The sequence below is a fragment of the Nocardia neocaledoniensis genome (assembly GCF_003182135.1).
Taxonomy (GTDB): domain Bacteria; phylum Actinomycetota; class Actinomycetes; order Mycobacteriales; family Mycobacteriaceae; genus Nocardia; species Nocardia neocaledoniensis.
The window spans coordinates 151,503-176,001 of the sequence record NZ_QGTL01000015.1; the positions used below are offsets into that span (position 1 = coordinate 151,503).

Sequence of the window (24,499 nt, forward strand, 5' to 3'; positions counted from 1 at the left end):
ACACATAGCTGGACATGTGTCTGGACGGTACCACCGACATGCGCCCCGCACAACGTTTTCGCCGACGATCCGGGTCTCCTTCCGTCGATTGCCGTCCTCCTTCGGTGTGGCCAAAGATGCTGGTGCGGAACATATTCAAGCCTCGGCAAGGGGCCCTCGCTGACGCTTCCGCGGGGGGCCGAAAAGCTGGTCATGAATCTGGAACAGTGTCTGGAATGTGGTCTAGATCATATGGTACGGTCACCCGCATGGCACGGGTTGACGGCGAACTCGCACCGCCCGACGGGGGTGCGGACCAGGCCGGCGCCGCGCGCATTCTGCGCCAGAATTTCTCCGTCACGGTCCTTTCCAGCGTGGCCACGCTCGGACGCGCGTTGCGTATCGGCGCGAGCGCCATCGCACTGGGCACCGCGGATGCCTTTCGCGGCCGATTCCAGATTCACGAAACACTCGCCCAGGCTTGGTTTCTTATCCGGGTGACCGTGGTGCCGAGTATTTTGATGGCCATTCCGTTCGGCGTCATCGTTTCCGCGCAAGTCGGCAATATCGTGTCCGAACTCGGCGCCGATTCGATGATCGGCGCGGCCGGCGGACTCGGCGTCATCAAACAGGGCGCGCCGATGGCCACCGCGATGCTGCTCGGTGGGGCCGGCGCGGCCGCCATCGCCGCCGACCTGGGCGCGCGCACCATCCGCGAAGAGGTCGACGCGCTGCGGGTGATGGGGGTCGACCCGGTCCGCCGGCTGGTCGTGCCGCGGATCGCCGCGATGATGCTGGTGGCGCCGCTGCTCAACATCCTGATCATCTGTGTCGGCGTCGCGTCCGGATTCGTGGTCGCGGTGGCGGCGCTCGAGGTCACGCCCGGCAGCTACTGGCAGTCGTTCGGCTCCTTCACCACGCCGATCGACCTGTGGGTCTCGCTGATCAAGGCGCTGATCTTCGGGTTCCTCGTCGTCGTCATCGCCTGCCAGCGCGGGCTAGAGGCCACCGGCGGGCCGCGCGGCGTCGCCGACGGCGTCAACGCGGCGGTGGTGATGTCCATCGCGGCCGCGGTCGTGCTGAACACCGTGATCACCCAGGTGGTCACGATGTTCTTCCCGGTGAGGATGGCGTGATGACGGCGGCCCCGTACTATCCGGTCGGCCTGCGCTGGGTGGGGCGGCTGCGGCGGGCTCGCGTGCGTCCGTTCGGCCCGATCGATTCCCTGGGCTTCGCGCTCGGTTTCGGCTGGCAGGTGCTGTCCTCGGTGCCGTACACCCTGCTGCGCTATCGACGGCAGACGATCACCATGGTGACGGACATGACCTGGGGTCGTGGCTCGGTGATCATCGGGGGTGGGGTGGTGCCGCTGATGCTGTTGCTCGGCGCGGCGATGGGCGCCTCCATCGGCATCGAGGCCTTCAGCGCGCTGAATCTGCTCTCGCTCGGCCAGCTCAGCGGCCTGATCTCGGCGTTCGGCGTGACCCGCGAACTCGCGCCGATCGCGGCCGGGATCGGGTTCGCCGCGCAGGCCGGATGCCGGATGACCGCCGAGATCGGGTCCATGCGCATCTCCGAGGAGATCGACGCGCTCGAATCGCTGGGCATCCGGTCGGTGCCGTTCGTCGTGACGACCCGGGTGATCGCCGGGATCATCGCCGTCGCGCCGGCTTTCGTCGTCGCGCTGATCCTCAGCTATGCCTCGTGCGCGCTGATCGTCACCACGATCCACGGCACCCCGTCGGGGACCTACGACCACTACTTCGATCAGTTCGTGGTGGGCTGGGACGTGTTCGCCGCCACCGTGAAGGTGATGGTCTTCGCGGTGGCCGTCGTGCTGATCCATTGCTACCAGGGCTATTTCGCCACCGGCGGCCCCGAGGGTGTCGGCATCGGGTCGGGGCGCGCGATCCGCGCCAGCCTGGTGTCGATCATCGCCCTCGACATGGTCGCCACCATCGTGCTGTGGGGATTCCGATCTCCCGTGACCTTCACCGGGTGATGCCATGCCTGCCTACACTCTGCCCGGCACCGAGGTCGGGCCGCGTCGCGCCCGGCTGCTCGGCACGATCGCCGTCGTGGTGGCGGTGCTCGGCCTCGCCGTCTGGCGCGCGGTGCCCGAGGACCGACCCGCCGACGAGATCCGTGTCGCCCTGCTCGTCGGGCAGGTCGGCGCGGGCGTCGCACCGGGCACCGACGTGCGGCTCGACGGTGTCCGCGTCGGCTCGGTCGAGACGATCGACACCGCCGGGCGCGGAACCCAGCGAATCGGGCTGACGCTGAGCGGTTCTCAACTGTTCGGGCTGTCGGACGCGCTCACGGTGGACTACGCGCCGGGCAGCCTCTTCGGCATCAGCGCCGTCGAGCTCCATCCCGGCGACGGCGGCGTTCCGCTGGCGGAGGGCGCGACGGTCGACCTGACGGGCCGCGACGCCGAGCGCGTGCGCGACGCCACCCTCTCGGCCCTGCTGACCTCGACCGGCGCGCTCACCGATCAGGTGCTCACCCCGAAACTCGCCGACCTGCTCGGCACGATCTCGCGTGATCTCGCCGCCTTCACCCCGCTGCTGGAGGCCATCGGCGCGACGGTGCGCTCGTTCACCGAAACCCAGCGGCTGCCACCGTCGCTGCTGTTCGACCAGTTCGGTTCCGCGCTGACCGGTCTGCCGCCGATGCTGACCGGGAGCCTGACCCTGCTCTACGCCGAATACTCCAACGACTACCTCGGAACCCCGGAGAATCTCGAGAAGTTCGGCCGGATGTTCTCCGACATCCAGTACCAGCTGCTGCCGACGGTGACCGAGCTGCTGACCACCTCCCGGCAGCATTTCGGCGGGCTGCTGCCGATGACCACCCTCGTCCTCGACCAGGTGGCGGGCTCGGTCAGCACGCCGGAGCGCACCGGCGGCGAACTCGGCGAGCTGCTCGGCCGTCTCGACAACGCCTTCGTCGACACCCCGCAGGGCCCGGTCCTGCGCGCCGCGGTCGACCTGGACGGCGTACCGGGCCTGGCCGGACCGCTGGCCGGGCTGCTCGGACAGGGAGGCCGCCGATGACGACACGGGGCCTGCTGCTGCGGGTGGTGGTGGCGACGGCGCTGATGGGGATCGTGCTCGTCGGCGTGCTGCGGGTGATCGAACGTCCGGTGGACGGTGAAACCCACACCTACACAGCGCTGTTCACCGACGCGAACGGTCTGCGCACCGGCGACGACGTGCGCCTCTACGGGGTGCAGGTCGGCAAGGTGCGCGCGGTCGAACTGGACGGCGCGCTGGCGCGGGTCCGCTTCACGGTGCTGCGGGAGCGGACGCTCTACACCGGCACCACGATCGCGATCCGCTACCAGAACCTCACCGGATTCCGGTATCTGGAGATCCGGCAGCCGGCCGAGCTCGGCGACCGCCGCGACCCGGCCGCGGTGTTCGGCACGGCGGAGACGGTGCCCGACTTCGACATCACCCGGCTGTTCAAGGGCCTGCAGCCCGTGCTGGCGCAACTCTCGCCCGACGACCTGAACCGTTTCGCGACCAGCATCCTCGCCGTCGTCGAGGGCGACGGCACGGGCCTGGGCCAGGCCATGGCCGCGATCGACACCTTGAGCAGGCACGCCTCCGACCGGCAAGCCGTGCTGTCGACACTGGCCGCGAACCTCGCCCAGGTCGCCGACCACCTCGGTGGCAAGTCGGGCAACGCGATGACGCTGCTGACCAATCTCACCAACCTGTTCATCACCATCACCGAGAAACTGCCCGGGCTGGTCGATTTCGCGGTCGGCATCCCGGCCGTGCTGCAGCCGCTGCGCAGCATGCTCACCGTGCTCGGCGTGACCGGTGAGCCCGGCCGTGACCTCGATGCCGCACTGCGTGGTGCCTTCCCCGACCCCGTCGACGCGGTCGCCGCGTTCGACGACCTGCCGGGGTTGATCCAGGCGCTGGCCCAGGCCGTTCCGGCGACCGGGCCCGGCCTGGTCTGTTCGCACGGCGCCACCCAGGCACCCGAACCGCTGGGGGTACTGCTGGCCGGACAGGGGGTGGTCCTGTGTCACCGATAGCGCTGCGCGCGTTCGGGTTCCGGCGTCCCACGCGCGATCCTCGCGCCGGCGACCTGCGCTGGGGGATCGCGGGCATCTGCGCCGCCGTGGTCCTGCTCGTCGGGATCGGCGCGGTGTACGTCACCGGAACCTCGCCCGAGCGCGCCTATTCCGCCGACCTGACCCAGGCCGGGTCGGTCCGCCCCGGTGACGATGTGCGCCTCGCCGGCATCCCCGTCGGCAAGGTCACCGCACTGACGCTGCTGGCCGACCGGGTGCGAATGGACTTCACCGTCGCCGCCGACGCCTTCCTCGGCGATCAGACGACTCTCGACATCCGGATGCTGACCTTCGTCGGCGGCTACTACGTCGCCGTGCTCCCGGCCGGGACCCGCCCCCTCGGCGACGCCGTCATCCCGCGCGAGCGAGTCATCGTGCCGTACAACCTGACCCAGGCCTTCCAGGACGCGGTGGAACCGGTGCGGCGGATCGACGGCAGCACGGTGCGCCGGGATCTGGCGGCCATGTCCACCTCGATCGAGAAGAGTCCCGACGCTGTCCGCTCGGCCGTGCGGGCGGCCGGAGATCTGGTCGGCCTCCTGGACGAGCAGAACGCCGACATCTCGCGCACCCTGGCGATCGCCGACGAATACCTGACCGCGCTCGACGCGAACGCCGACGTGCTGGCGAAGCTGCTGATCACCCTCGGCACGCTCGAGCAGATCATCCAGACCAACAAGGTGCAGGTGGCGCAGTCCCTGCGGGACCTGGCGGTGGTCCTGCGGGACTTCACGCCGCTGGGCCGGGCCTGGGACGCCTCGCTGAAGCAGCGCGCGCAACCGCTGGCCGACGCGATTCCCGCGCTCGAACAACTGGGCGGGCGGCTCGGCGCGCTGCTGGACGCCGTGCGCGCCCTGCAGCAGCGGGTGGCGCCGTTGCTGGCGCCCGGTGGCGGGATCGACGTCGACCAGTCCGGCGCGACCATCCCGGCGCCCTCGGTGTGTATTCCGTTGCCGGGTGGGGGATGTTGATGAAAGCGCTACTCGGTGCGCGCGGACTGATGTCGGCCGCGGTGGTCCTCACGCTGGTCCTGGCGGGTGCCCTCGGCCTGCGATGGAGCACGCCCCATCCGGCGACGCGCGGCTACTGCGCCGACATGCCCGACAGCATCGGGCTCTACGAGGGCAGTGCGGTGACGGTGCTCGGCGTACCCGTCGGCCGGGTCACCGCGATCACCGTCGTCGGCGCGACCGCGCGGGTCGACTTCACCGTGCGCGCCGATCGCAAGCTCCCGCCCGACGTGGGTGCGGTCACCGTCAGCGACACCTTGATCGCCGATCGCCGCCTCGAACTCATCGGCGCCGAACCGGCGGGACCAGGGTGGTCGCCGGGAGCCTGCATCACCAGAACGCTGACGCCCAAGAGCTTGTCGCAGACCTTCGACGCGCTCGCCGGCCTCGCCGATCAGCTCAACGGCGCGGGTGACCCGGCGCAGCGCGGCGCGCTCGGCGCCGGGCTCGACGCCATCGACGCGGCGACGGCGGGCACCGGCCAGCAGCTCAACGACATGATCCTGGCACTGAGCCGGGCGCTGGCCGCCCCGGACGCGGCCATCGGTCACCTCGGGCAGCTGCTCGACGCGCTCGCCGAACTCGCCCAGCGGGCGCGCGGCGGGTGGGCGCAGGTGGAGACCACCGTCGCGGGGCTGCCGCAGACCTTCGACGACATCGTCACGATCGCCTTCCCGCCCATCATCCAGATCGTCGCGACCCTCGCCGACCTGCTGCCCCAGCTCAACGACGTGGTCATGATGTTCGGCTCGCCCGCGCTGCGCGCCCTGGAATCCGTGCCCGACCTGTCCAGGATGATCGCGGCGGGCGTCGCCTCGCTGGCCGAGGTGATCGCCATGACTCCCGCGCTCGCCACCGGATTCGCGGGTGCGGTCGACCCGGCCAGCGGGCAGCTGACGATCGGCTACGCGCCACCGAGAATTGCCTTGCCCCAACAGGACTCGGCCGGGATCTGCGAGGCGGTGCGCGCCGTCACCGGGCAGGGGTGCGCGGCGGCCGCCGACGGCACCATGACGATTCCGGCGCTGCCGGTTCTCCTCGCGGGGGTGAGCGCCCGATGACCCGACTGCGCCGTGGAACCGTCCACGGACTGCTTGTTCTCCTGATCATGGTGGCGGGCACCGGCTGTGGGTTCCGGCCCGCTGACCTCCCGGTCCCCGGAACGGGAACGGGCGGACCGGCCTACCGACTGCGCATCGAGTTCGCCGATGTCCTCAATCTGCCCCAGGGCGCCAAGGTGATCGCCGCGGGCGTGCGGGTGGGCAGGCTCACCGGGGTCACCCTGGTCGACCCGGTCGCCGCGACCACCGACCAGGCCGCCCGACCCGGATACGCCGTGGCCGATGTCGAGATCCGGCAATCGGTGCGGTTGCCGGTCGGCACCACCGCCGTCCTGCGCCAGGAGACCCCGCTCGGCGACGTCCACATCGCCCTGACCGAACCCACCGAGCCGAGCGGCGCCACCCTCGCCGACGGCGCGACCATCCCGCTGGCCGACACCACCCAGGCCCCGCCGATCGAGGACATCCTGGCGAGCCTGTCGACCTTCCTCGGCAGCGGCGCCGTCACCGATTTCCAGACCATCATCCGCACGGCGAACGGGCTCATGCCCGCGGATCCGCGCGACACGGCCCGGATCGCCGGCGTGGTCGGCGCCGACCTGACCGACCTCGGCGCGAACCTGGATTCGGTCGACGCCGTGCTCGACGGCATGGAGGCCACGGTCGAGGAAGGCATGCGGCAGAACCTGCCCATGCTCGACGAACTCCTCACGCCCTACGGCGTCGACCACACCACCGACGCCGTCAACGCGCAGATCGGCGTCATCTTCGTGCTCACCGCGCTCGGTCCGGTCGCCCCCAGTGCGCAGTGGCTCGGGCCGCTGCTCGCCTCGCTCGACGCCACCACCCGCGCGGTGGTGCCCGTGTTGTTCGGCAGCAGCCCGCTCGACACCTCGGCGCCCTCGAACATGAAGACCCTCGTCGACCTGATCAACACGAAGCTGGTGCCCTTCGGCGCCCGCGGTGCGAAGGTGGACCTCGTCGACGTCGGCCTCGGCCCGAGCACGATCAGCGCGGCCGAGCGCACCGGCCGCATCGTCGACACCCTGCGGATGATCGGGGCAGTGCGATGAATCCGCGTGCGGCACTGTCACTGTCGGCGATCGCGGCGGTGCTGCTCCTCGGTGTCGGGTACATGTCGGTCGGGGTGCTCGGCTTCGACCCGCGGCAGCGCTTCCTCGCCGTCGAGATGGATCTGGACACCTCCGGCGGGCTGGGACCGCGCGCGCCGGTCCTGCTGGCGGGACTGCGGGTCGGACAGGTCGACTCCGTGCGCAAACAGGCCGGTGGCGTGCGGGTGCGGCTGAGCATCGACAGCCGCCATCGCGTCCCGCTCGCCAGCGACATCCGGATCGAACAGCTCTCGGCGCTCGGCGAGCCCTACCTCGCGTTCGCTCCCAACTCCGGCGCCGGGCCGTATCTCGAAGACGGACAGGTCGTTCCGGCCGACCGGATCCACGTGCCGATGAGCATCACCGCGCTGTCGGCGAAACTGGTCGAGCTGCTCGCGCAGGTCCGGCCCGAGGCGATCGCGCGCCTGGTCGACACCTTCGACCGCGCGCTCACCGACACCGAGACGGCCATGCGGACGCTGCAGCGGTCCTCGAATCTGCTGGCGGCGACGCTGCTCAGCCGCACCGACCTCGTCCGGCGGCTGTTCGCCGACATCCAGGCCCTCGGCGGCGACATGGCCTGGCTCGGACCGTCGCTGGGCGCCGCGGGACCGAAGTTCGGCGAGTTCGGCGTCACGCTCAGCGCGATCGTCGAATCGGGCTCGGCGCTGGTGGAGAGCAGGCCGCTCACCGACTACGTCACCGGTGACGGGCTCGTGCCGTTCCTGGCCCGCCTCAACGACCTGATCGCCGAGATCGGCCCGAGCATCGCGCCACTCGAGCAGATCCTCGGCCCGGTGGTCACCGACGCGGTGTACCGCGCGCCGGCGATCGACCTCAGCACCCTGATCGACCAAGCCCTGCGGAGCGTGGACCCGGACGGCACCGTGCGATTCCGCATCGCCGTCAGATAGCCAGTGAAGGAAGCGCATGAGCACAGCGACAGCGGAACCCACCACCACCGAGCCCGCCCAGCGGCCGCCGCGCACGGTGTCCCTCCGCATCTCCAGCGTGCTGGTGGCCGCCACCATCGGGGTACTCGCCGTCGCGACGGTCACCTTCGCCGCCTTGTACTTCTCGGCCAGATCGACGATCGCCGACCGCGACGCCCGCGCGGCCGACGACCGGCACGCCGAGCGGATCGCGACCGACTACGGCGTCGGCGCCTCGACGATCGACTACCGTGATGTCGCCGCGTGGTTCGGTCGCCTGCGCGCCGGGACGTCACCGCAGCTGGCGGCGAAGTTCGACGCCACCGCACCCCAGCTCGAACAGATCCTGCTGCCGCTGCAGTGGACCTCGACGGCCACGCCGCTCTCGGCGACCGTCACCTCGGAGTCCGGCGGGATCTACAAGGTCAACGCGTATTTCACGGTGGTGTCCACGAGCGCCCAGAATCCCCAGGGCGCCGCGACCACCGTCACCTACTCACTCACCATCGACCGCGCCGCGGGCTGGCAGATCACCGAGGTGGGCGGCCTGCAGCACACCTTGCCGGCGAAATAGCCGGCTCAGTAGGCGATGAAGAGGATCTCGTCGCGCGTGTAGTCGTGGTCGGGGTGGTTCTCGGCCAGGTGCGCCTGGGTCTGCGCGACCAGATCGTCTTCGTCGGTCGCGTTGATCTGGGTGCCGCACGGGCAGTTGAGGCGGGTCTTCATCGAGATTCCTCCTGTGATGGCGCTGTCCCGCGAGGTGCTGGACAGTAGTCCGGATTGTATTCCAGTCGCTGTGTTAGCGTGAGGCATGGGACGACCCGTCGACGAGATCTCCGCCGAAACCGGTGCGCTGTTCACGATGGCCGAGCAGGCCACCGGCTTCATGCCCGCCGACGAGGGCCGCGCGCTCTACGCCGCCGCCCGCGACTACGCGGGGACGGGAACGATCCTCGAGATCGGTACCTACTGCGGCAAGTCGGCGATCTACCTCGGCGCGGCCGCGCGGGAAACCGGCGCCACGGTGTTCACCGTCGACCATCACCGCGGTTCCGAGGAGCATCAGCCGGGCTGGGAGTATCACGACACCGGGCTCGTCGACCCCGAGACCGGCGTCTTCGACACGGTGACCGCCTTCCGCCGCACCATGATCCGGGCCGGGCTCACCGACACCGTGATCGGCATCGTCGGACCGTCCTCGGCCGCCGCCCGCATCTGGCGCGTCCCGCTGACCATGCTGTTCATCGACGGCGGCCACACCGAGGAGGCCGCGCAACGGGACTACGACGACTGGGTGCACTGGGTGGCCGGCGGTGGTCTGCTCGCCATCCACGATGTGTTCCCCGATCCCGCCGACGGTGGTCGCGCGCCGTACAACATCTACCGCCGGGCCCTCGACAGTGGCAAGTTCGCCGAATTGTCGGTGACGGGTTCGTTGCGGATTCTGCAGCGCACCGCCGCCTGCAACTGAACGGTTCAGTCCGCGACGGCGTCGCGGAAGATGCCGTTGGCGGCGGTGGTGCGGCTGAGCGCGTCGGCGGCAAGGATCACCGCGGCCGCGGTCCAGGTGGTGCGCTCCTCCGGCCAGCGCTTGCCATCGGTGAAAACCAGTCCGGTCCAATAGGATCCGTCGGGATCGCGCAGGTGCTGCATGTTCGTGAACAGTGCGCTGGCCCCGGCGGTGTCGCCGACGGCATCGAGCGCGAGCACCAGTTCGCAGGTCTCGGCGCCGGTGACCCACGGTGCGTCGGACACGCAGCGGATGCCCAGGTCGGCGACCACGAACTCGTCCCAGTGCCGTGCGATGCGCGCGCGGGCGGCCTCGCCTCGCAGGGCTCCGCCGAGCACGGGGTAGTACCAGTCCATGGAGTAGCGGCTCTTGTCGAGGAAAGCTTCCGGATGGTGCCGCAGGGCGTGCCCGAGCCTGCGTCGCGCGCGGACCCAGTCCGGCCGGGGGTCACCCATCCGCTCGGCGAGGGTCACCGCACAGCCCAGGCTGTGAAAGATGCTCGAGCAACCGGTGAACAAGGCCTCCCCGGAAGTCCCCGATTCGTTCGCGGACCAGTGGATCTCACCGTGCGTGCCCTGTTGCAGACCGAGCACGAAGTCGATGCCCGCCCGCACCGTCGGCCACAGCTCGGCCGCGAACTCCGTGTCACCGGTGACGGTGAGCGCGTGCAGCACGCCGGTGGCGAGGTAGGCGCAGAAGTTGGCGTCGGCGTCGTGGTTCTCGATCAGGCCCGCGCGGAGCTGCATCGGCCACGAGCCGTCGGCGCGTTGCGATTTCGCCGACCAGATGTAGGCCTCGCGCGCCTGCTCCCACATCCCCGCGACCGTGAGGGCCATCGCGGATTCGATGTGATCCCACGGGTCGGTGTGGCCGCCGGTGAACCACGGGATCGCGCCGTCGGGTTCCTGTGCGGCGGCGATGGTTTCGGCGGTGCGGCGGACATCGCGCGCCGAGAGCACGCCGGGCACGACCGGCAGGTCGCCGGTCACCGCGGCACCGCCGGCTTCGTGAAGTACAGCGCGACGGACTTGCCGACGAGTGGATTCAGTAGTCGCTCCGCCGTCCGGGTCAGGGCCGGGGCGGACATCATGTCCCACACCAGCAGCCGGTGGTAGGCGCGGACCAGGGGATTGTCGTCATCGCGCACGCCCACCGCGCACTTGAGCCACCAGTACGGCGCGTGCAGCGCGTGCGCGTAGTCCTGATGCACCGGGTGCAGGCCGTGCGCGGTGATCTTGTCGCGGAGTTCGTCGGCACGATAGATCCGCACGTGGCCGCCCTCGTTGGCGTGGTACTCGTCCGACAGCGCCCAGCAGATCCGCTCGGGCAGCCAGCGCGGCACCGTGACCGCCAGCGCGCCACCGGGTTTCACTACTCGCGTGAGCTCGGCGATCGCCTGGTCGTCGGCGGGCACGTGCTCGAGGATCTCCGAGGCGATCACCACGTCGAACGCGCCGTCGCCGTAGGGCAGATCGAGCGCGTCCCCGCGCACGGCCTCGGCCTTGGCGTACTCCGGCGCCTCGCCCGCGTCGGCCATCGCCTCGAACATCGCGTCCACCCCGGCCAGATCGTCGGCGTTCTGATCGAATGCCACGATGTCGGCGCCGCGGCGGTAGGCCTCGAACGCGTGGCGCCCCGCGCCACAGCCGACATCGATCACGCGCGTGCCGGGGCCGACGCCCAGGCGATCGAAGTCGACGGTCAGCATGAAGCCTCCTGAGGGTCGGGAGAGTCGGGGGAGTGGAACCGGTCGATCGCCCGGTCGTAGACGGCCACCGTCTGCGCTGCGACGGCCGACCAGCTGAACAGGTCGAGGGCGCGGCGCCTGCCGTCGGCGCCCATCCGGTGCCGCCGGTCCGGATCGCGCAGCAGCGCGGCGAGGGCGTCGGTGAGCGCGTCGACGTCACCGGGCGCGATCAGGGCGGCGCAGTCGCCGACGACCTCCGGCAGGGCGCCGGCCCGGCTGGCGACCAGCGGCGTGCCACTGGCCATCGCCTCGACGGCGGGCAGCGAAAACCCTTCGTACATCGAGGGAATACACGCGATCTCCGCCGAAGCCAGCAGCGCGGCCAGCTCCTCGTCGCTCATTCCGCCGATGGGGGTGACGACATCGGCGAGGCCCAGCTCGGCGATGAGTTTCTCGGTCGGGCCGTTCGGCTCGAGCTTGGCGACCAGCCGGAGCTCGACCTCGTGCCCGTGACGCAGCCGGGCCAGCGCGTGCAGCAGGTGCGCGATCCCCTTGAGCGGCTTGTCGGCACTGGCGACCGCCACGATCCGGCCGGGCACCCGCGGGGCCGCGCGCGGCCGGAACAACGCGGTGTCCACGCCGAGCGGCACCGTCCGCAGCTGCTCCGGCGCCACCCCGAAGTCCGCGGCGATGTCGTCGGCGGACGAGGTGGACACCGTGATGAGATCCGGAATCCGCCTGGCCACCCGCTGCTGCATGCCGAGGAACCCGTACCAGCGCCACACGAAGGGCCGCCGCCGCCACGGCGTCGCGGCCAGGTCCACCGCGCGATCGCGGGTGATCGGATGGTGGACCGTGGCCACGAGCGGCAGCACCTCGGCGATGTCGAGCAGACCGTAGCCCAGGCACTGATTGTCGTGCACCACATCGAAATCCGCGACGCGCGCGGCCAGCAGCCTGGCGGCACGCAGGCTGAAGGTCCGCGGCTCCGGGAAGCCCGCCGTCCACATGGTGGCGAGCTCGAGCAGGTCGATCCGGTCGCGGATCTCGCGCGGATGCGGGGTGCGGAACGGGTCGTCGTCGCGGTAGAGGTCAAGGCTGGGCACCTCGGTCGACCGCACGCGCGGGTCCAGGTCCTCGGGATAGGGCTGCCCCGAGAACACCTCCACCTCGTGGCCGAGGTCGACGAGACCCTGACTCAGATACCGGACGTACACGCCCTGCCCGCCGCAGTGGGCCTTGCTCCGATACGACAGCAACGCGATCCGCATCACGACACCCCGGTTCCGTAGTCGACCTGCCAATGCTTGATGCCGTTGATCCAGCCCGAGCGCAACCGCTGCGGCTCCGTCACCTGCGACAGCGTCGGCATCACCTCCGCGATGGCGTGGAAGATCAGATCGATCTCGAGCCGCGCCAGGTTCGCGCCCACGCAGAAATGCGCGCCGGTGCCGCCGAAACCCAGATGCGGATTGGGATCGCGCAGGATGTCGAAGCGGAACGGATCGGCGAAGGCGTCCTCGTCGAAATTGGCCGAGCTGTAGAACAAGCCGAACCGGTCACCGGCCCGGATCCGCTGTCCCCCGAGCTCGGTGTCGGCGGTGGCGGTGCGCTGGAACACCGTCACCGGCGTCGCCCACCGCACGATCTCGTCGGGCGCGGTGCTCGGCCGCCGCGTGCGATAGAGCTCCCATTGCTCCGGGTGGTCGACGAAGGCCTTCATGCCGTGGGTGATGGCGTTGCGGGTGGTCTCGTTGCCCGCGACCGCGAGCAAGATGACGAAGAACCCGAACTCGTCCGAGCCGAGCGCCGCGCCGTCGAGATCGGCGTGCACGAGGCGGCTGACGATGTCCTCGCGCGGCTCGGCACGGCGCTGCTCGGCCATGTTCCAGGCATAGCCGAGGATGTCCATCGCGGCGGCCGAGGACGCGTCGGTGGTGGTGGCGTCGCCGTATTCGGGGTCGTCGTAGTTGAGCATCTGATTCGACCAGTCGAACAGCTTGCGCCGATCCTCCTGCGGCACACCGATCAGTTCGGCGATGGCCTGCAGGGGCAGCTCGCACGCCACCTGCTCCACGAAGTCGCCGCCGCCGGCCCGCGCGGCCGTGTGCACGATGTCGTGCGCCCGCTCGGTCAGCGCCGCGCGCAAGCCCTCCACCGCGCGCGGGGTGAAGCCCTTCGAGACGATGCGCCGGATCTTGGTGTGCTTGGGCGGGTCCATATTGAGCAGCAGCGCGCTCGTGAGCTCGATCTGCTCGGGCGTCACCTCACCGGGCAGCCGGATGACCGAGCCCTTGCGTTGCGAGGAGAACAGCTCGGGATTGCGGGAGATCTCCTTGATGTCCTCGTGTTTGGAGACCACCCAGTAGCCGCCGTCGCGGAAGCCGCCCGACTGGGCGTCGGTCTGCGCGTTCCACCACACCGGCGCGGTGCGGCGCAATTCGGCGAATTCCTGGACGGGGTTGCGGGTTTCCCACAGCGCGGGATCGGTGAAATCGAATCCGCTGGGTATCGACGGCGCTGACACGGTTCCTCCTGGCGATGCCGACGGCCGGGTGCCCTCGGTGTTCAGCGCTGCCTGCGACGGTAACGGACGCGGCAGGGCTGTTGCAGCTGGACGACCATCTTCGAGTGGTCGTTGCGATAGGTGTCCGACGGCTGCGCGAGTTCGAACTCCCAGTCCCGCAGCAGGATCGAGAAGATCGCCTTGAGCTGCATGAGCGCGAACGGCGCTCCGACGCAGCGGTGCCTGCCCGCGCCGAACGGGATCCAGGTCCACCGGTTGACGATGTCGTCCTGGCGCGGATCGAGATAGCGGCCGGGATCGAAGGCGTCGGGATCGGGGAAGTCCTCCGGGATCCGGTTGGACACCGCGGGTGTCGCGGCCACCATGTCCCCGGGGGAGATCCTGTGCCCGCACACCTCGAACTCCCCGCGCGCGACCCGCATGAGCACGATCAGCGGCGGGTGCAGGCGCAGCGTCTCCTTCAGCGCGGCCTCCAGCCGCGGGATCTGGCGCAGCGCATGGTGACTCACCTCGGCGCCGTCGGCGAACAGCTCGTCGAGCTCGGTCCGCACGGCGTGCAGCAGTTCGGGATGGCGCAGCAGTTCGATGACGGTCCAGGCCGCGGTGCCCGAGGTGGTGTGGTGGCCGGCGAACATCATCGAGATGAAGATGCCGGTGATCTCGGTCGCGGGAAAGCGCGGCGCGCCGTTCTCGTCGGGGACCGACATCAGGACGTCGAGCATGTCGCGCTCGCCCTTGCCCGGCGGCGGCGCGGCCGCGCGCTGATCCATGATCGCCTGCACCAGCTCCACCAGTGCGGCGCGCGCGGCGTCGCGACGGGCGAAACTCTCGATCGGCGCGTACGGATCGACATAGGCGAGCGCGTCGGTGCCCTGCTCGAGTTCGTGATAGAGGTGCGCGAACCGGGCATCGAGCTGATCGCGGAACTTAACACCGATCAGGCAGGCCGAGGAGGTGTAGATGGTCAGCTCGGCGAAGAACTCGAGCAGGTCGATCTCGCCCTCGTCGTCCCAGCCGGCGATCATCCGGTCGACCTCGCGGGCGATGGTGCTCGCGTGCCCGCGCATGTGGTCGGCGCGCAGGGCCTGATTGTGCAGCATCTCCTTGCGGCGTTCGGGTGGCGCGTCGAACACGACGCCCTCGCCGAAGATCGGCTTCATGAACGGGTAGGCGGCGCCCTGATCGAGGTCGTCGTCACCGGCCCGGAAGAAGAATTCGTTGGCTTCGGCGCCGGAGAGCAGCACGACGGTGCGCCCGGCGAGTTCGAAGGTGCCGACATCGCCGCATTCGGCGCGTACGCGGCGCATCAAGGCGATCGGGTCGGTGCGGAACTCGGTGAGATGTCCGTGGTCTTCCTCGCCTCCGGACACGCGCCGCGGAATGGCCAGCGTCATGGGGAATCCTTCCCGGAATGATGTCCAGACGATTGATGGACATGTGTCTGGACAGTACTACGGGTGTCGCGCCCCGGACAAGGTTTTCCGTCGATCGTGGGCGGTCAGGCCACGGGATCGGCCAGCAGGCGGCGCGCGCAGGCTTCGAGTAGATCGGCCACCTCGGCATACGACAGCAGGCCCATGCCGCCCTGGAGCAGGGCGCCGGAGTACAGCAGTTCCAGTGCCGCCAGCTGTTCCGGGTCGCGGGTACCGAGCGCGTCGGCGAGCCGGTGGCGGATCTCGGTGCCGATGCGCAGGCGCAGATGCCGCACGTCCGGATCGTCGCCGAGCAGCGCGCTGCTGACCGCGCCGGCCAGCGCGGGTTCGTCGGCCACCAGCATCGAGACCTGCCGCAGCACGGCGACCACGCGCGAGGTCGGGTCGGCCGCGCTCTCGTCCAGCGGTGGCATGGCGACCAGGCGGCGCCAGAACACCTCGGAGATCAGGTGTTCCTTGGAGGAGAAGTACGTGTACGCGGTGGCGGTCCCCACGCTCGCCGCGGCGGCGACGAGTCGGATCGTCGTGCCCGAGTAGCCCTCGCGGGACAGCACCTCGAGCGCCGCGGCGGTCAGGCGGTCCACGGTATCGGCCTGTTTCTCGGTCAAGCGTCGTCGGGTTGCTTCGATGCCGGTAGGCGCGATTTCGGACATGTGTCTGGATGCTACTACAGACTGATGTTCGGACAAATGGCGCCGATTTCCTTGCGCCCGTTCCGGAACCCGAACTATATTCCGTACACCTGTCCAGACAAGTATCGGAGCATTGCTATGAACGGCCTCGTCCCCGCCGACGGCACGCCCCTGCTGATCGGCGGCAAGCTGACCCCCGGCGGTTCCGGCGTCTTCGCGACGATCAACCCGGCCACCGAGGAAGTCCTCGGCTACGCCGCCGACGCCTCCGCCGCGGACATGGATGCCGCGATCGGCGCGGCCCGCACGGCCTTCGACGAGACCGACTGGTCGCGCGACCCGGCGTTCCGCGCCCGCTGCCTGCGCCAGCTGCGCGACGTCATGGGCGAGCACCTCGAAGAACTGCGCGAGCTCACGATCGCCGAGGTCGGCGCCCCGGTGATGCTCACCAGCGGACCGCAGCTGGAAGGCCCGATCGCCGACCTGTCCTATGCCGCCGATCTCGCCGAGAACTACGCGTGGGAAACGGATCTCGGCACCAGGGAGCTGATGGGCGTCGCCAGTCGCCGGGTGATCCGGCGCGAGGCCGTCGGCGTCGTCGGCGCGATCACGCCGTGGAACTTCCCGCACCAGATCAACCTGGCCAAGCTCGGGCCCGCGCTCGCGGCGGGCAACACGGTCGTGCTCAAGCCCGCGCCGGACACGCCGTGGTGCGCCGCCGTGCTCGGTCCGCTGATCGTCGAACACACCGACATCCCCGCCGGCGTGCTCAACATCGTCACCTCCTCCGATCACGGTGTCGGCGCGCGGCTCGTCGAGGATCCCCGCGTCGACATGATCACCTTCACCGGGTCGACCAAGACCGGCCGCGCGGTGATGGCGAGCGCCTCGGCCACCCTGAAGCGGACCTTCCTCGAGCTCGGCGGCAAGTCGGCGGCGGTGGTGCTCGACGATGCCGACATCGCGGCGGCCGCGAGCTACACCGCGTTCACCGTGGCCGTGCACGCCGGCCAGGGCTGCGCGCTCACCACGCGGCTGCTGGTACCGCGGGCCTCCTACGACGCGGCCGTCGCCGCCGCGGCCTCGACGCTGTCCGGGCTCGCCGCCGGCGACCCGGCGAACGCCGGAACCGTCTGCGGGCCGGTCATTTCCGCGCAGCAGCGCGCCAGGGTGGAGCGCTACCTCGCGCTGGCGAAGGCCGAGGGCGGACGGATCGAGACCGGCGGCGGAAGGCCCGCCGATCGCGAACGCGGATTCTTCGTCGAACCCACCGTCATCAGCGGACTGTCCAACACCGCGACCGTGGCCCAGGAGGAGATCTTCGGGCCGGTGCTCGTCGTGATTCCGCACGACGGCGACGACGACGCGATCCGGCTGGCCAACGAATCGCCCTACGGGCTGTCGGGTTCGGTGTGGGGCACCGATCCCGAGCGCGTCGAGCGCGTGGTCGCGGGCGTGCGGACGGGGACGTTGAGTGTCAACGGCGGCCTCTGGTACCACGCCGACGCGCCGTTCGGCGGCTACAAGCACTCCGGCATCGGCCGGGAGATGGGCGTCGCCGGCTTCGAGGAATACCTCGAGACCAAGCTCGTCGCCACGCCCGCCTGACCGCACACCATCCACAGGAGCTGAATCACCATGGCACGTTTCACCGGTCGCACCGCGATCGTCACCGGCGCGGCACAGGGCATCGGCGCGGCCTACGCCACCGCGCTCGCCGCGGAGGGCGCCAATGTCGTCGTCGCCGATCTCAATGCCGAGCGCGGCGCCGAGGTGGCGGCGGGGATCGTCGCCGACGGCGGCACCGCCGTCTTCCGGCACGTCGACGTGGCCGACCCCGAATCCGCTGTCGCCCTGGCCGAATCGGCCGTCGCCGAGTTCGGCGCCATCGACCACCTGGTCAACAACGCCGCGATCTACGGCGAGATGAAGCTCGACCTGCTGCTCACCGTGCCGTGGGACTACTACAAGAAGTTCATGAGCGTGAACCTCGACGGCGCGCTGAACATGACGCGCGCGGTGTGGAAGCCGATGATGGCGGCGGGCGGTGGCTCCATCGTCAACCAGTCCTCCACAGCGGCCTGGCTGTATTCCGGCTTCTACGGGCTGGCCAAGGTCGGGATCAACGGCCTCACCCAGCAGCTGGCGACCGAACTCGGCGGCTCGAAGATCCGGATCAACGCCATCGCGCCCGGCCCCATCGACACCGAGGCCACCCAGACCGTCACGCCGGGAAACCTGGTGAAGGACATGGTGTCCCGCATTCCGATCAAGCGGATGGGCACACCCGAGGACCTCGTCGGCGCGTGCCTGTACCTGCTGTCCGACGAGGCGAGCTGGGTCACCGGCCAGATCCTCAACGTCGACGGCGGGCAGATCATCCGATGACGACCGAAACCGAGTATCTCCCGGTCGGTTTCGTCGGCCTGGGCAACATGGGCACGCCGATGGCGCGCCGTCTGCTGGCGTGGCCGGGCGGGCTCACCGTCTGCGATGTGCGCGCCGAGGCCACGGCGCCGTTCGTCGAGGCGGGGGCGCGGGCGGTCGCCGATCCGGCGGAGCTGGCGGCGCACACGCGGGTCATCTGCGTGACCGTCGTCGACGACGCGCAGGTGACCGAGGTCGTCACCGGCATCCTGCGCACCGCGGCGCCGGGCACCGTCGTCGCGGTCCACTCGACGATCGGCGACCGGACCGCGGAGACGCTCGCCGCGCGCTGCGCCGAACAGGGCGTCGAGTTCGTCGACGCCCCGGTGAGCGGCGGCGCGCCCGGCGCCACCGGCGGCACCCTGGCCGTGATGGTCGGCGGCACCGACACCGCGGTCGAGCGGATCAGGGCGCCCTTCGGGCTGTTCGCCGACCTGATCGTGCACGCCGGGGGAGTCGGGGCGGGCACCCGAATGAAGCTAGCGCGCAACCTGCTTCACTTCATCTCGTTCACCGCCGCCACCGAGGCCCAGCGCCTGGCCGAGGCCGCCGGGCTGAGCCTGACCGCCCTCGGCAAAGTGGTGCGGCACTCCGACGCGGTCACCGGCGGCCCGGGCGCGATCATGCTGCGCGACACCACCGCCCCGCTGGATCCCGACGACTTCTGGTTCCCGATCCTCGGCCACGTGCGCGACCTCGGCGAGAAGGACCTGTCGCTGGCCGTCGACCTCGGCGCCCGGCTCGGCGTCGACCTGCCGCTGGCGCAACTGGCCATCGCACGCCTCGCCGACGGCCTCGGGGTCGCCGGATCCGTCCTCGACAAGGAGATCTCATGACCGCCGACGGCACCACCCCGAGCGAGACCAGGCAGCGCGGTCTGGCGAAGATGAGCGAGGTCTACGGCTGGGACTTCGCCGACGGCCCCGGCGCGCACTTCGCCGTCACCGCCGACCATCTCTTCGCCGACATCTGGTCGCGCCCCGGGCTGTCCGTGCGGGATCGCCGACTGCTGCTGCTCGGCGCCGTCACCGCGCAGGGCCACCTCGACATCGCCGAGATCCAGATCGGCGCCGCGCTGCGCAACGAGGAACTGTCCGAGGAACAGCTTCGTGAGATCGCCCTGTTCCTCTGCCATTACGTCGGCTGGCCCGCGGGCACCAAACTGGACGGGGCCGTCGGCAAGGTGATCGCGCAGGAACGGCGGAAGAAGTAGCCCGGCACGCGATGCGGTCGGACGGCCTCGCCGAACCGGCGAGTAGCATCCAGACGCATGTCCGAAAGCGATTCCATCAGCCTCGAAGCGACGCGGCGGCGTTTGACCGACAAGCAGGCCGACACCGTCGACCGGCTCACCAAGGCCGCGCTGCGCGTGCTGGCCCGCGATGGCTTCTCCGGCATGACGATCCGGTTGGTCGCGGCGGAGGCGGGCGTCGGCACGGCGACCGCCTACACCTATTTCTCGTCCAAGGAACACCTGGTGGCCGAGATCTTCTGGCGGCGCCTGCTCGCTTCGCCCTCGCCCGCCAGCGAGGACCCGGATCCGACCGTGCGCGTGCTCGCCGAGCTGCGCACCATCGCGCTGCTGGTCGCCGACGAACAGGAACTCTCGGGCGCCGTCACCAGCGCGCTGCTCGGTGGTGACCCGGACGTCGAACACCTGCGCACCCGGATCGGCATCGAGATCCGCGGCCGGATCGCGCGAGCGCTCGGGCCCGATGCCGACGACGAGGTCATCGAGTGGCTCGAGCTGATCTACGCGGGCGCGCTGGTGCGCGCGGGGATGGGGTACGGGTCCTACGAACAGATCGCGGACCGCATCGAGCGGGCGGCGCTACGTGTTCTGCAGGGCACCGACTGAATTCTCACGAGCTCGCCGGGTAGGTGGCCGTGCGCGGGCCGCGATCCAACCTCCTGCGCGGTACCGTCGGTACCACGTACTGTGGGCGAATGGTGACCACCGAGATCGCGACCGCCGACGGAGTCGTGCGCGCTCCTGTCGTCCGTGAACGTTTCCCGCTCCCTGCCGCCGCGCCCGGTCGCCGGAGGGCCGCCGCATGACCGTCGACGTCGACGCGGGCCTGTTGGCCGAACGCATCAAGACGCTCTACGCCGAGGACGCGCAGATCCGCGCGGCGACCCCGGACGCGGACGTGCACAAGGTCGTCACCACGCCGGGTCTGCCACTGGCGCAGCTCGTCTCGACCGTCATGACCGCCTACCGCGACCGGCCCGCGCTGGGCGTCCGGCGCACCGAACCGGTGGTGGTGCAGGGCCGTCGCGTCCGCCGCCTGCTGCCGGAGTTCGAGCTGCTGACCTACGGTGAGATCTGGGATCGTGCCCGCGCGGTCGCCGCGGCCTGGCACGCCGACGGTGTCGCGCCGGGCGACTTCATCGCCACCCTCGGCTTCACCGGCGCCGACTACACCGTGCTCGACCTGGCGACGATCCACCTCGGCGCGGTCGCGGTGCCCCTGCAGTCGGGCGCCGGACCGGCACAACTGCGGTCGATTCTCGACGAAACGGAACCGCGGGTGTTCGCGGTGGACACCGCGCATCTGGCGGTCGCGGTGGAGGTCGTGCTCGCGGGCTCCGCGCCCCACAGCCTGCTGGTGTTCGATCATCACCCCGACGACGACGACCACCGTGACGCCCTCCTCGCCGCACGCGCCCGGCTCGCCACGGCGGGGTCGGCCGTCGAGGTGCACACCGTGGACGACACGGTCACTCGTGGCCGGAAGCTCGACCCCGCGCCGCTGACCGTGCCGGCGGCGGGGGAGGACCCCCTGGCCATGCTGATCTACACCTCCGGCAGCACCGGCACGCCCAAGGGCGCGATGTACACCCAACGGCTGGTCACCGCGGGCTGGCAGCCGGCGCGGCCGATCGCCGTCATCAACGTCAACTTCCTCCCGATGAGCCACATCGCGGCCCGGCTCACCCTCAACGCCACCCTCGCCCGTGGCGGAACCGCCTATTTCGCGGCGGCGCCGGACATGTCGACCCTGTTCGAGGACATCGCCCTCGTGCGGCCCACGGAGATCTTCCTGGTGCCCCGGGTCTGCGACATGATCCTGCAGCGCTTCCGCGCGGAGGTCGATCGTCGTGCCCGGCCGGGCACGGACCGGGAGGCGCTGGGGGACCGGGTGAAAGCCGAACTGCGCGAACAGCTCCTGGGTGGCCGGTTGATGACGGTGCTGTGTGGGAGCGCGCCGATCGCCCCCGATCTGCGGAGCTTCGTGGAGTCGGTGCTGGGGTTGCGCCTGCACGACGGCTACGGCTCCACCGAGACCGGCGGCGGCATCATCTTCGACACCAAGGTGATGCGACCGCCGGTGCTGGACTACAAGCTCGTCGACGTCCCGGAACTCGGCTACTTCCGCACCGACAAGCCGTATCCGCGCGGCGAGCTGCTGATCAAGACGACCACCATGATCGCGGGCTACTACCGCCGCCCCGAGGTGACGGCCGAGGTCTTCGACGAGGACGGTTTCTGCCGCACCGGCGACGTGGTCGCCGAACTGGCGCCCGACCGGCTGGCCTACGTCGATCGGCGCAACAATGTCCTCAAGCTGTCGCAGGGCGAGTTCGTCACGGTGTCGCGGCTGGAGGCGATCTTCGCCGGCGCCGATCCGGTGCGCCAGATCTACGTCTACGGCAGCAGCGAACGCGCCTACCTGCTCGCCGTCGTCGTGCCGACCGAGGCCGCCCTCGCTGGACCGCCCGACCAGCTGCGGGCCCAGGTGGCCGCCTCCCTGCAGCGCGTCGCCGCGGTGGCCGAGTTGGAGCCCTATGAGATCCCGCGCGATTTCCTGATCGAGCCGGAACCGTTCACGATCGCGAACGGCCTGCTCTCCGGCGTAGGAAAACTGCTGCGGCCCAAGCTCAGACAGCGCTACGGCGTGCGCCTGGACGCCCTGTACGACGAGGTGGCACGGGACCAGGAGGCGGAGCTGGCGAGTCTGCGCCGCGACGCCGCCGGTCTCTCGGTGGACGAGGTGGTCGCGCGGGCGGCCAGAGCGGTTCTCGGCTGCGCCACCACCGACCTGCGGCCGGAGGCGCGGTTCGGCGACCTGGGCGGCGATTCCCTGGCGGCACTGTCTTATTCGACCCTGCTGCGGGAGCTGCTCGACGTCGACGTGCCCGTGAACGTGCTACTCGCGCCGGACAGCGACCTGGCCCGGCTCGCCGGCTACATCCGCCGCGAACGCGAGCCGGACGCCCGCCGCGTCGACGTCGACACCGTGCACGGCGCCGCCGCGACAACGATCCGCGCCGAGGATCTGACCCTGGCCGCATTCCTGGACGCCGCCACTCTGCAAGCGGCACACCACATCCCGGCCGCGTTCGTCCCCGCGAGGACGGTCCTGATCACCGGCGCCAACGGCTACCTCGGCCGCTTCCTCCTGCTGACCTGGCTGGAACGCCTGGCACCCCTCGGCGGCCGGGTGATCTGCGTGGTGCGCGGTAGCGACGCCGCGTCCGCCCGCGCCCGGCTCGACGCCGTCTTCGAGACCGACGGTGCGCTGGGACGGCGGTTCCGTGTCCTGGCGGCGGACACGCTGGAGGTGGTCCCCGGCGACATCGGGGAGCCGCACCTCGGCCTGGACACCGCCACCTGGCAGCGCCTGGCCGAGGAGGTCGACCTGATCGTGCACTCGGCCGCTCTGGTGAACCACGTGCTGCCCTACGCGCAGTTGTTCGGGCCGAACGTCGTCGGCACCGCCGAGGTCGTCCGGCTTGCCCTGACCGCGACCCGTAAACCGGTGAGCTACCTGTCGACGGTCGCGGTCGCGGCGCAAGGGGAGTCCTTCGCCGAGGACGGCGACGTACGGACGATGAGCCCCGTGCGCCGGCTCGACGAGACCTACGCCAACGGGTACGGCAACAGCAAATGGGCGGGCGAGGTGCTGCTGCGTGACGCGTCGGACACCTTCGGCCTGCCGGTGGCGGTGTTCCGCTCGGACATGATCCTGGCGCACAGCGACCACCCCGGCCAGCTGAACGTCCCCGATGTGTTCACCCGGCTGCTGCTCAGCGTCCTCGTCACCGGGCTGGCGCCGATGTCGTTCTACCGCACCGATTCCCAGGGGCAGCGGCGGCGCGCGCACTACGACGGCCTGCCCGCCGACTTCGTCGCCGCCGCGATCACGGAACTGGGTGCGGCGGCGACCACGGGCTACCGCACCTACGACGTCGTCAACCCGCACGACGACGGCATCTCCCTCGACGTCTTCATCGACTGGCTGATCGAGGCGGGCCACCACGTCGAGCGCATCGCCGACTACGACGAGTGGTTCACCCGTTTCGAGACGGCCCTGCGCGCGCTGCCCGAGGACCAGCGCAAGCACACGTTGCTCCCGTTGCTGCACGCGTACCGCCGTCCGGGCAGGCCGGTCGCCGGATCGGCACTGCCCGCCCAGGGTTTCCGGGCAGCGGTGCGCGCGGCAGGCGTCGGCGCCGAGCACGACATCCCGCACCTGGGGCCGGAGCTGATCGGAAAGTACGTCAGCGACCTGAAACGTCTGGGATTGCTGGAGATCTGAGGCGCACGACGGTCACTCGGAGGGAGCGTCACGTGGCGGGTAGAACACCCGCTTCAACAGCGAGGACAGGAGCTCCCGCTCGTCCTCGTCGAGCCGATCCAGCCCCGCCCTGGTGACGCTCATCTTCGCGCGGATCGCGTCGGTGACCCGCTCGCCCTCGGGCGTGAGGACCAGCGTGGTCACCCGGCGATCCGACGCGCTGGTCTCGCGGCGCACCAGCCCGCGCTTCTCCAACCGGTTGATGATCCCGGTGACATTGGACGCGTCGCAGGTCAGGACCTCGGCCAGTGCGCGCATCGAGGCGGGCCGCCTGCGCAGCACCGTCAGCGTCTTGCCCTGGCTCGCCGTCAGGTTCTCACTCGCCGCCGCGGTCGTGAAATCGCCGTAGTAGACGCCGAGCGACACCGACAACAGCTCCATGAGCCGGGCGGGATCGGTGCGGGGAGCGTCTGCCATGAGATCACCCTATCCGCAAATACTTGACTATCTCAAATACTTCCCCCTACGGTGACATTGCTTGAAGTTCTCAACCATCGACTTTGTCAAGTAGCTACAG

Annotated in this window: 24 protein-coding genes; 16 read left to right on the forward strand and 8 right to left on the reverse strand. The window is 70.2% G+C overall.

Going from position 1 to position 24,499, the window contains the following annotated elements; translation table 11 throughout:
* Nucleotides 1-215: 215 nt before the first annotated feature.
* Genes DFR69_RS29965 through DFR69_RS30005 form a run of 9 tightly spaced genes read left to right on the forward strand, consistent with a single transcriptional unit; the run spans nucleotide 216 to nucleotide 8,758 of the window.
* The gene (locus DFR69_RS29965; RefSeq protein WP_373867023.1) at nucleotides 216-1,115 is read left to right on the forward strand and encodes an MlaE family ABC transporter permease; all 900 of its coding nucleotides are present in this window, start codon (nucleotides 216-218) and stop codon (nucleotides 1,113-1,115) included.
* Nucleotides 1,115-1,981: an ABC transporter permease gene (locus DFR69_RS29970; protein WP_110041020.1), complete on the forward strand. Its 867-nt coding sequence runs from the start codon at nucleotides 1,115-1,117 to the stop codon at nucleotides 1,979-1,981. Before DFR69_RS29965 ends, DFR69_RS29970 begins: the two co-directional genes overlap by 1 nt.
* Before the next feature lie 4 nt (nucleotides 1,982-1,985).
* A complete protein-coding gene (locus tag DFR69_RS29975) occupies nucleotides 1,986-3,035 on the forward strand; it encodes an MlaD family protein (protein ID WP_110041021.1) in 1,050 nt (349 codons plus the stop codon).
* Nucleotides 3,032-4,030, forward strand: coding sequence for an MlaD family protein (locus DFR69_RS29980; RefSeq protein ID WP_110041022.1), 999 nt, complete (start codon nucleotides 3,032-3,034; stop codon nucleotides 4,028-4,030). Before DFR69_RS29975 ends, DFR69_RS29980 begins: the two co-directional genes overlap by 4 nt.
* A complete protein-coding gene (locus DFR69_RS29985; RefSeq protein WP_110041023.1) occupies nucleotides 4,018-5,040 on the forward strand; it encodes an MlaD family protein in 1,023 nt (340 codons plus the stop codon). The genes DFR69_RS29980 and DFR69_RS29985 overlap by 13 nt, the downstream gene beginning before the upstream one ends.
* Nucleotides 5,040-6,140 carry an MlaD family protein gene (locus DFR69_RS29990; protein ID WP_244198531.1) on the forward strand — a complete coding sequence of 367 codons (1,101 nt, stop codon included), beginning with the start codon at nucleotides 5,040-5,042 and terminating at the stop codon, nucleotides 6,138-6,140. The genes DFR69_RS29985 and DFR69_RS29990 overlap by 1 nt, the downstream gene beginning before the upstream one ends.
* On the forward strand, nucleotides 6,137-7,213 hold the full coding sequence (locus DFR69_RS29995) for an MlaD family protein (RefSeq protein ID WP_244198532.1): 1,077 nt from the start codon (nucleotides 6,137-6,139) through the stop codon (nucleotides 7,211-7,213). The genes DFR69_RS29990 and DFR69_RS29995 overlap by 4 nt, the downstream gene beginning before the upstream one ends.
* Nucleotides 7,210-8,166 (forward strand): MlaD family protein, encoded by a 957-nt coding sequence (locus DFR69_RS30000; protein ID WP_110041025.1) that lies wholly within the window; start codon nucleotides 7,210-7,212, stop codon nucleotides 8,164-8,166. The genes DFR69_RS29995 and DFR69_RS30000 overlap by 4 nt, the downstream gene beginning before the upstream one ends.
* 16 nt (nucleotides 8,167-8,182) lie before the next feature.
* Nucleotides 8,183-8,758, forward strand: a complete 576-nt coding sequence (locus DFR69_RS30005) for a hypothetical protein (RefSeq protein WP_244198533.1) — start codon at nucleotides 8,183-8,185, stop codon at nucleotides 8,756-8,758.
* Between the two features lie 5 nt (nucleotides 8,759-8,763).
* On the opposite strand, the gene DFR69_RS30010 is transcribed toward DFR69_RS30005, so the two are convergent.
* Nucleotides 8,764-8,910 carry a DUF1059 domain-containing protein gene (locus DFR69_RS30010; protein ID WP_110041026.1) on the reverse strand — a complete coding sequence of 49 codons (147 nt, stop codon included), beginning with the start codon at nucleotides 8,908-8,910 and terminating at the stop codon, nucleotides 8,764-8,766.
* An 85-nt stretch (nucleotides 8,911-8,995) separates the two neighbouring features.
* Between DFR69_RS30010 and DFR69_RS30015 the strand changes: the two genes are divergently transcribed.
* Nucleotides 8,996-9,655, forward strand: coding sequence for a class I SAM-dependent methyltransferase (locus tag DFR69_RS30015; RefSeq protein WP_110041027.1), 660 nt, complete (start codon nucleotides 8,996-8,998; stop codon nucleotides 9,653-9,655).
* A gap of 5 nt (nucleotides 9,656-9,660) precedes the next feature.
* On the opposite strand, the gene DFR69_RS30020 is transcribed toward DFR69_RS30015, so the two are convergent.
* From DFR69_RS30020 to DFR69_RS30045, 6 genes are all read right to left on the reverse strand, one after another.
* The gene (locus DFR69_RS30020) at nucleotides 9,661-10,683 is read right to left on the reverse strand and encodes a prenyltransferase (RefSeq protein WP_110041028.1); all 1,023 of its coding nucleotides are present in this window, start codon (nucleotides 10,681-10,683) and stop codon (nucleotides 9,661-9,663) included.
* On the reverse strand, nucleotides 10,680-11,402 hold the full coding sequence (locus DFR69_RS30025; RefSeq protein WP_110041029.1) for a class I SAM-dependent methyltransferase: 723 nt from the start codon (nucleotides 11,400-11,402) through the stop codon (nucleotides 10,680-10,682). The genes DFR69_RS30020 and DFR69_RS30025 overlap by 4 nt, the downstream gene beginning before the upstream one ends.
* Nucleotides 11,396-12,652, reverse strand: a complete 1,257-nt coding sequence (locus tag DFR69_RS30030) for a glycosyltransferase family 4 protein (protein ID WP_110041030.1) — start codon at nucleotides 12,650-12,652, stop codon at nucleotides 11,396-11,398. Before DFR69_RS30030 ends, DFR69_RS30025 begins: the two co-directional genes overlap by 7 nt.
* Nucleotides 12,652-13,908, reverse strand: coding sequence for a cytochrome P450 (locus tag DFR69_RS30035; protein ID WP_110041031.1), 1,257 nt, complete (start codon nucleotides 13,906-13,908; stop codon nucleotides 12,652-12,654). The genes DFR69_RS30030 and DFR69_RS30035 overlap by 1 nt, the downstream gene beginning before the upstream one ends.
* 41 nt (nucleotides 13,909-13,949) lie before the next feature.
* Nucleotides 13,950-15,302 (reverse strand): cytochrome P450, encoded by a 1,353-nt coding sequence (locus DFR69_RS30040; RefSeq protein WP_110041032.1) that lies wholly within the window; start codon nucleotides 15,300-15,302, stop codon nucleotides 13,950-13,952.
* A 104-nt stretch (nucleotides 15,303-15,406) separates the two neighbouring features.
* Nucleotides 15,407-15,994 carry a TetR/AcrR family transcriptional regulator gene (locus tag DFR69_RS30045; RefSeq protein ID WP_110041033.1) on the reverse strand — a complete coding sequence of 196 codons (588 nt, stop codon included), beginning with the start codon at nucleotides 15,992-15,994 and terminating at the stop codon, nucleotides 15,407-15,409.
* Nucleotides 15,995-16,111: 117 nt separating this feature from the next.
* Here DFR69_RS30045 and DFR69_RS30050 point away from each other — a divergent pair, with 117 nt between their 5' ends.
* The 6 genes from DFR69_RS30050 to car all read left to right on the forward strand — a co-directional run bounded on the left by DFR69_RS30050 (nucleotide 16,112) and on the right by car (nucleotide 23,943).
* Nucleotides 16,112-17,581, forward strand: coding sequence for an aldehyde dehydrogenase (locus DFR69_RS30050; protein WP_110041034.1), 1,470 nt, complete (start codon nucleotides 16,112-16,114; stop codon nucleotides 17,579-17,581).
* Between the two features lie 30 nt (nucleotides 17,582-17,611).
* Complete coding sequence (locus tag DFR69_RS30055; protein ID WP_110041035.1) at nucleotides 17,612-18,361, forward strand: SDR family oxidoreductase; 750 nt, start codon at nucleotides 17,612-17,614, stop codon at nucleotides 18,359-18,361.
* Nucleotides 18,358-19,236, forward strand: coding sequence for an NAD(P)-dependent oxidoreductase (locus tag DFR69_RS30060; RefSeq protein WP_110041036.1), 879 nt, complete (start codon nucleotides 18,358-18,360; stop codon nucleotides 19,234-19,236). Before DFR69_RS30055 ends, DFR69_RS30060 begins: the two co-directional genes overlap by 4 nt.
* Nucleotides 19,233-19,613, forward strand: a complete 381-nt coding sequence (locus DFR69_RS30065) for a carboxymuconolactone decarboxylase family protein (RefSeq protein ID WP_110041037.1) — start codon at nucleotides 19,233-19,235, stop codon at nucleotides 19,611-19,613. Before DFR69_RS30060 ends, DFR69_RS30065 begins: the two co-directional genes overlap by 4 nt.
* A gap of 57 nt (nucleotides 19,614-19,670) precedes the next feature.
* Nucleotides 19,671-20,258 carry a TetR/AcrR family transcriptional regulator gene (locus tag DFR69_RS30070; protein ID WP_110041038.1) on the forward strand — a complete coding sequence of 196 codons (588 nt, stop codon included), beginning with the start codon at nucleotides 19,671-19,673 and terminating at the stop codon, nucleotides 20,256-20,258.
* 196 nt (nucleotides 20,259-20,454) lie between these two features.
* Nucleotides 20,455-23,943: a carboxylic acid reductase gene (gene car, locus DFR69_RS30075; RefSeq protein ID WP_110041039.1), complete on the forward strand. Its 3,489-nt coding sequence runs from the start codon at nucleotides 20,455-20,457 to the stop codon at nucleotides 23,941-23,943.
* A 12-nt stretch (nucleotides 23,944-23,955) separates the two neighbouring features.
* On the opposite strand, the gene DFR69_RS30080 is transcribed toward car, so the two are convergent.
* Entirely contained in the window at nucleotides 23,956-24,399 is a 444-nt protein-coding gene (locus DFR69_RS30080; RefSeq protein WP_244198534.1) for a MarR family winged helix-turn-helix transcriptional regulator, read from the reverse strand.
* Nucleotides 24,400-24,499: the final 100 nt, after the last annotated feature.

Coding starts and splice junctions, on each gene's coding strand:
- DFR69_RS29965 (WP_373867023.1), top strand. CDS start 216: ATGTGGTCTAGATCATATGGTACGGTCACCCGCATGGCACGGGTTGAC.
- DFR69_RS29970 (WP_110041020.1), top strand. CDS start 1,115: ATGACGGCGGCCCCGTACTATCCGGTCGGCCTGCGCTGGGTGGGGCGG.
- DFR69_RS29975 (WP_110041021.1), top strand. CDS start 1,986: ATGCCTGCCTACACTCTGCCCGGCACCGAGGTCGGGCCGCGTCGCGCC.
- DFR69_RS29980 (WP_110041022.1), top strand. CDS start 3,032: ATGACGACACGGGGCCTGCTGCTGCGGGTGGTGGTGGCGACGGCGCTG.
- DFR69_RS29990 (WP_244198531.1), top strand. CDS start 5,040: ATGAAAGCGCTACTCGGTGCGCGCGGACTGATGTCGGCCGCGGTGGTC.
- DFR69_RS29995 (WP_244198532.1), top strand. CDS start 6,137: ATGACCCGACTGCGCCGTGGAACCGTCCACGGACTGCTTGTTCTCCTG.
- DFR69_RS30000 (WP_110041025.1), top strand. CDS start 7,210: ATGAATCCGCGTGCGGCACTGTCACTGTCGGCGATCGCGGCGGTGCTG.
- DFR69_RS30005 (WP_244198533.1), top strand. CDS start 8,183: ATGAGCACAGCGACAGCGGAACCCACCACCACCGAGCCCGCCCAGCGG.
- DFR69_RS30010 (WP_110041026.1), bottom strand. CDS start 8,910: ATGAAGACCCGCCTCAACTGCCCGTGCGGCACCCAGATCAACGCGACC.
- DFR69_RS30015 (WP_110041027.1), top strand. CDS start 8,996: ATGGGACGACCCGTCGACGAGATCTCCGCCGAAACCGGTGCGCTGTTC.
- DFR69_RS30025 (WP_110041029.1), bottom strand. CDS start 11,402: ATGCTGACCGTCGACTTCGATCGCCTGGGCGTCGGCCCCGGCACGCGC.
- DFR69_RS30030 (WP_110041030.1), bottom strand. CDS start 12,652: ATGCGGATCGCGTTGCTGTCGTATCGGAGCAAGGCCCACTGCGGCGGG.
- DFR69_RS30040 (WP_110041032.1), bottom strand. CDS start 15,302: ATGACGCTGGCCATTCCGCGGCGCGTGTCCGGAGGCGAGGAAGACCAC.
- DFR69_RS30045 (WP_110041033.1), bottom strand. CDS start 15,994: ATGTCCGAAATCGCGCCTACCGGCATCGAAGCAACCCGACGACGCTTG.
- DFR69_RS30050 (WP_110041034.1), top strand. CDS start 16,112: ATGAACGGCCTCGTCCCCGCCGACGGCACGCCCCTGCTGATCGGCGGC.
- DFR69_RS30055 (WP_110041035.1), top strand. CDS start 17,612: ATGGCACGTTTCACCGGTCGCACCGCGATCGTCACCGGCGCGGCACAG.
- DFR69_RS30060 (WP_110041036.1), top strand. CDS start 18,358: ATGACGACCGAAACCGAGTATCTCCCGGTCGGTTTCGTCGGCCTGGGC.
- DFR69_RS30065 (WP_110041037.1), top strand. CDS start 19,233: ATGACCGCCGACGGCACCACCCCGAGCGAGACCAGGCAGCGCGGTCTG.
- DFR69_RS30070 (WP_110041038.1), top strand. CDS start 19,671: ATGTCCGAAAGCGATTCCATCAGCCTCGAAGCGACGCGGCGGCGTTTG.
- car (WP_110041039.1), top strand. CDS start 20,455: ATGACCGTCGACGTCGACGCGGGCCTGTTGGCCGAACGCATCAAGACG.
- DFR69_RS30080 (WP_244198534.1), bottom strand. CDS start 24,399: ATGGCAGACGCTCCCCGCACCGATCCCGCCCGGCTCATGGAGCTGTTG.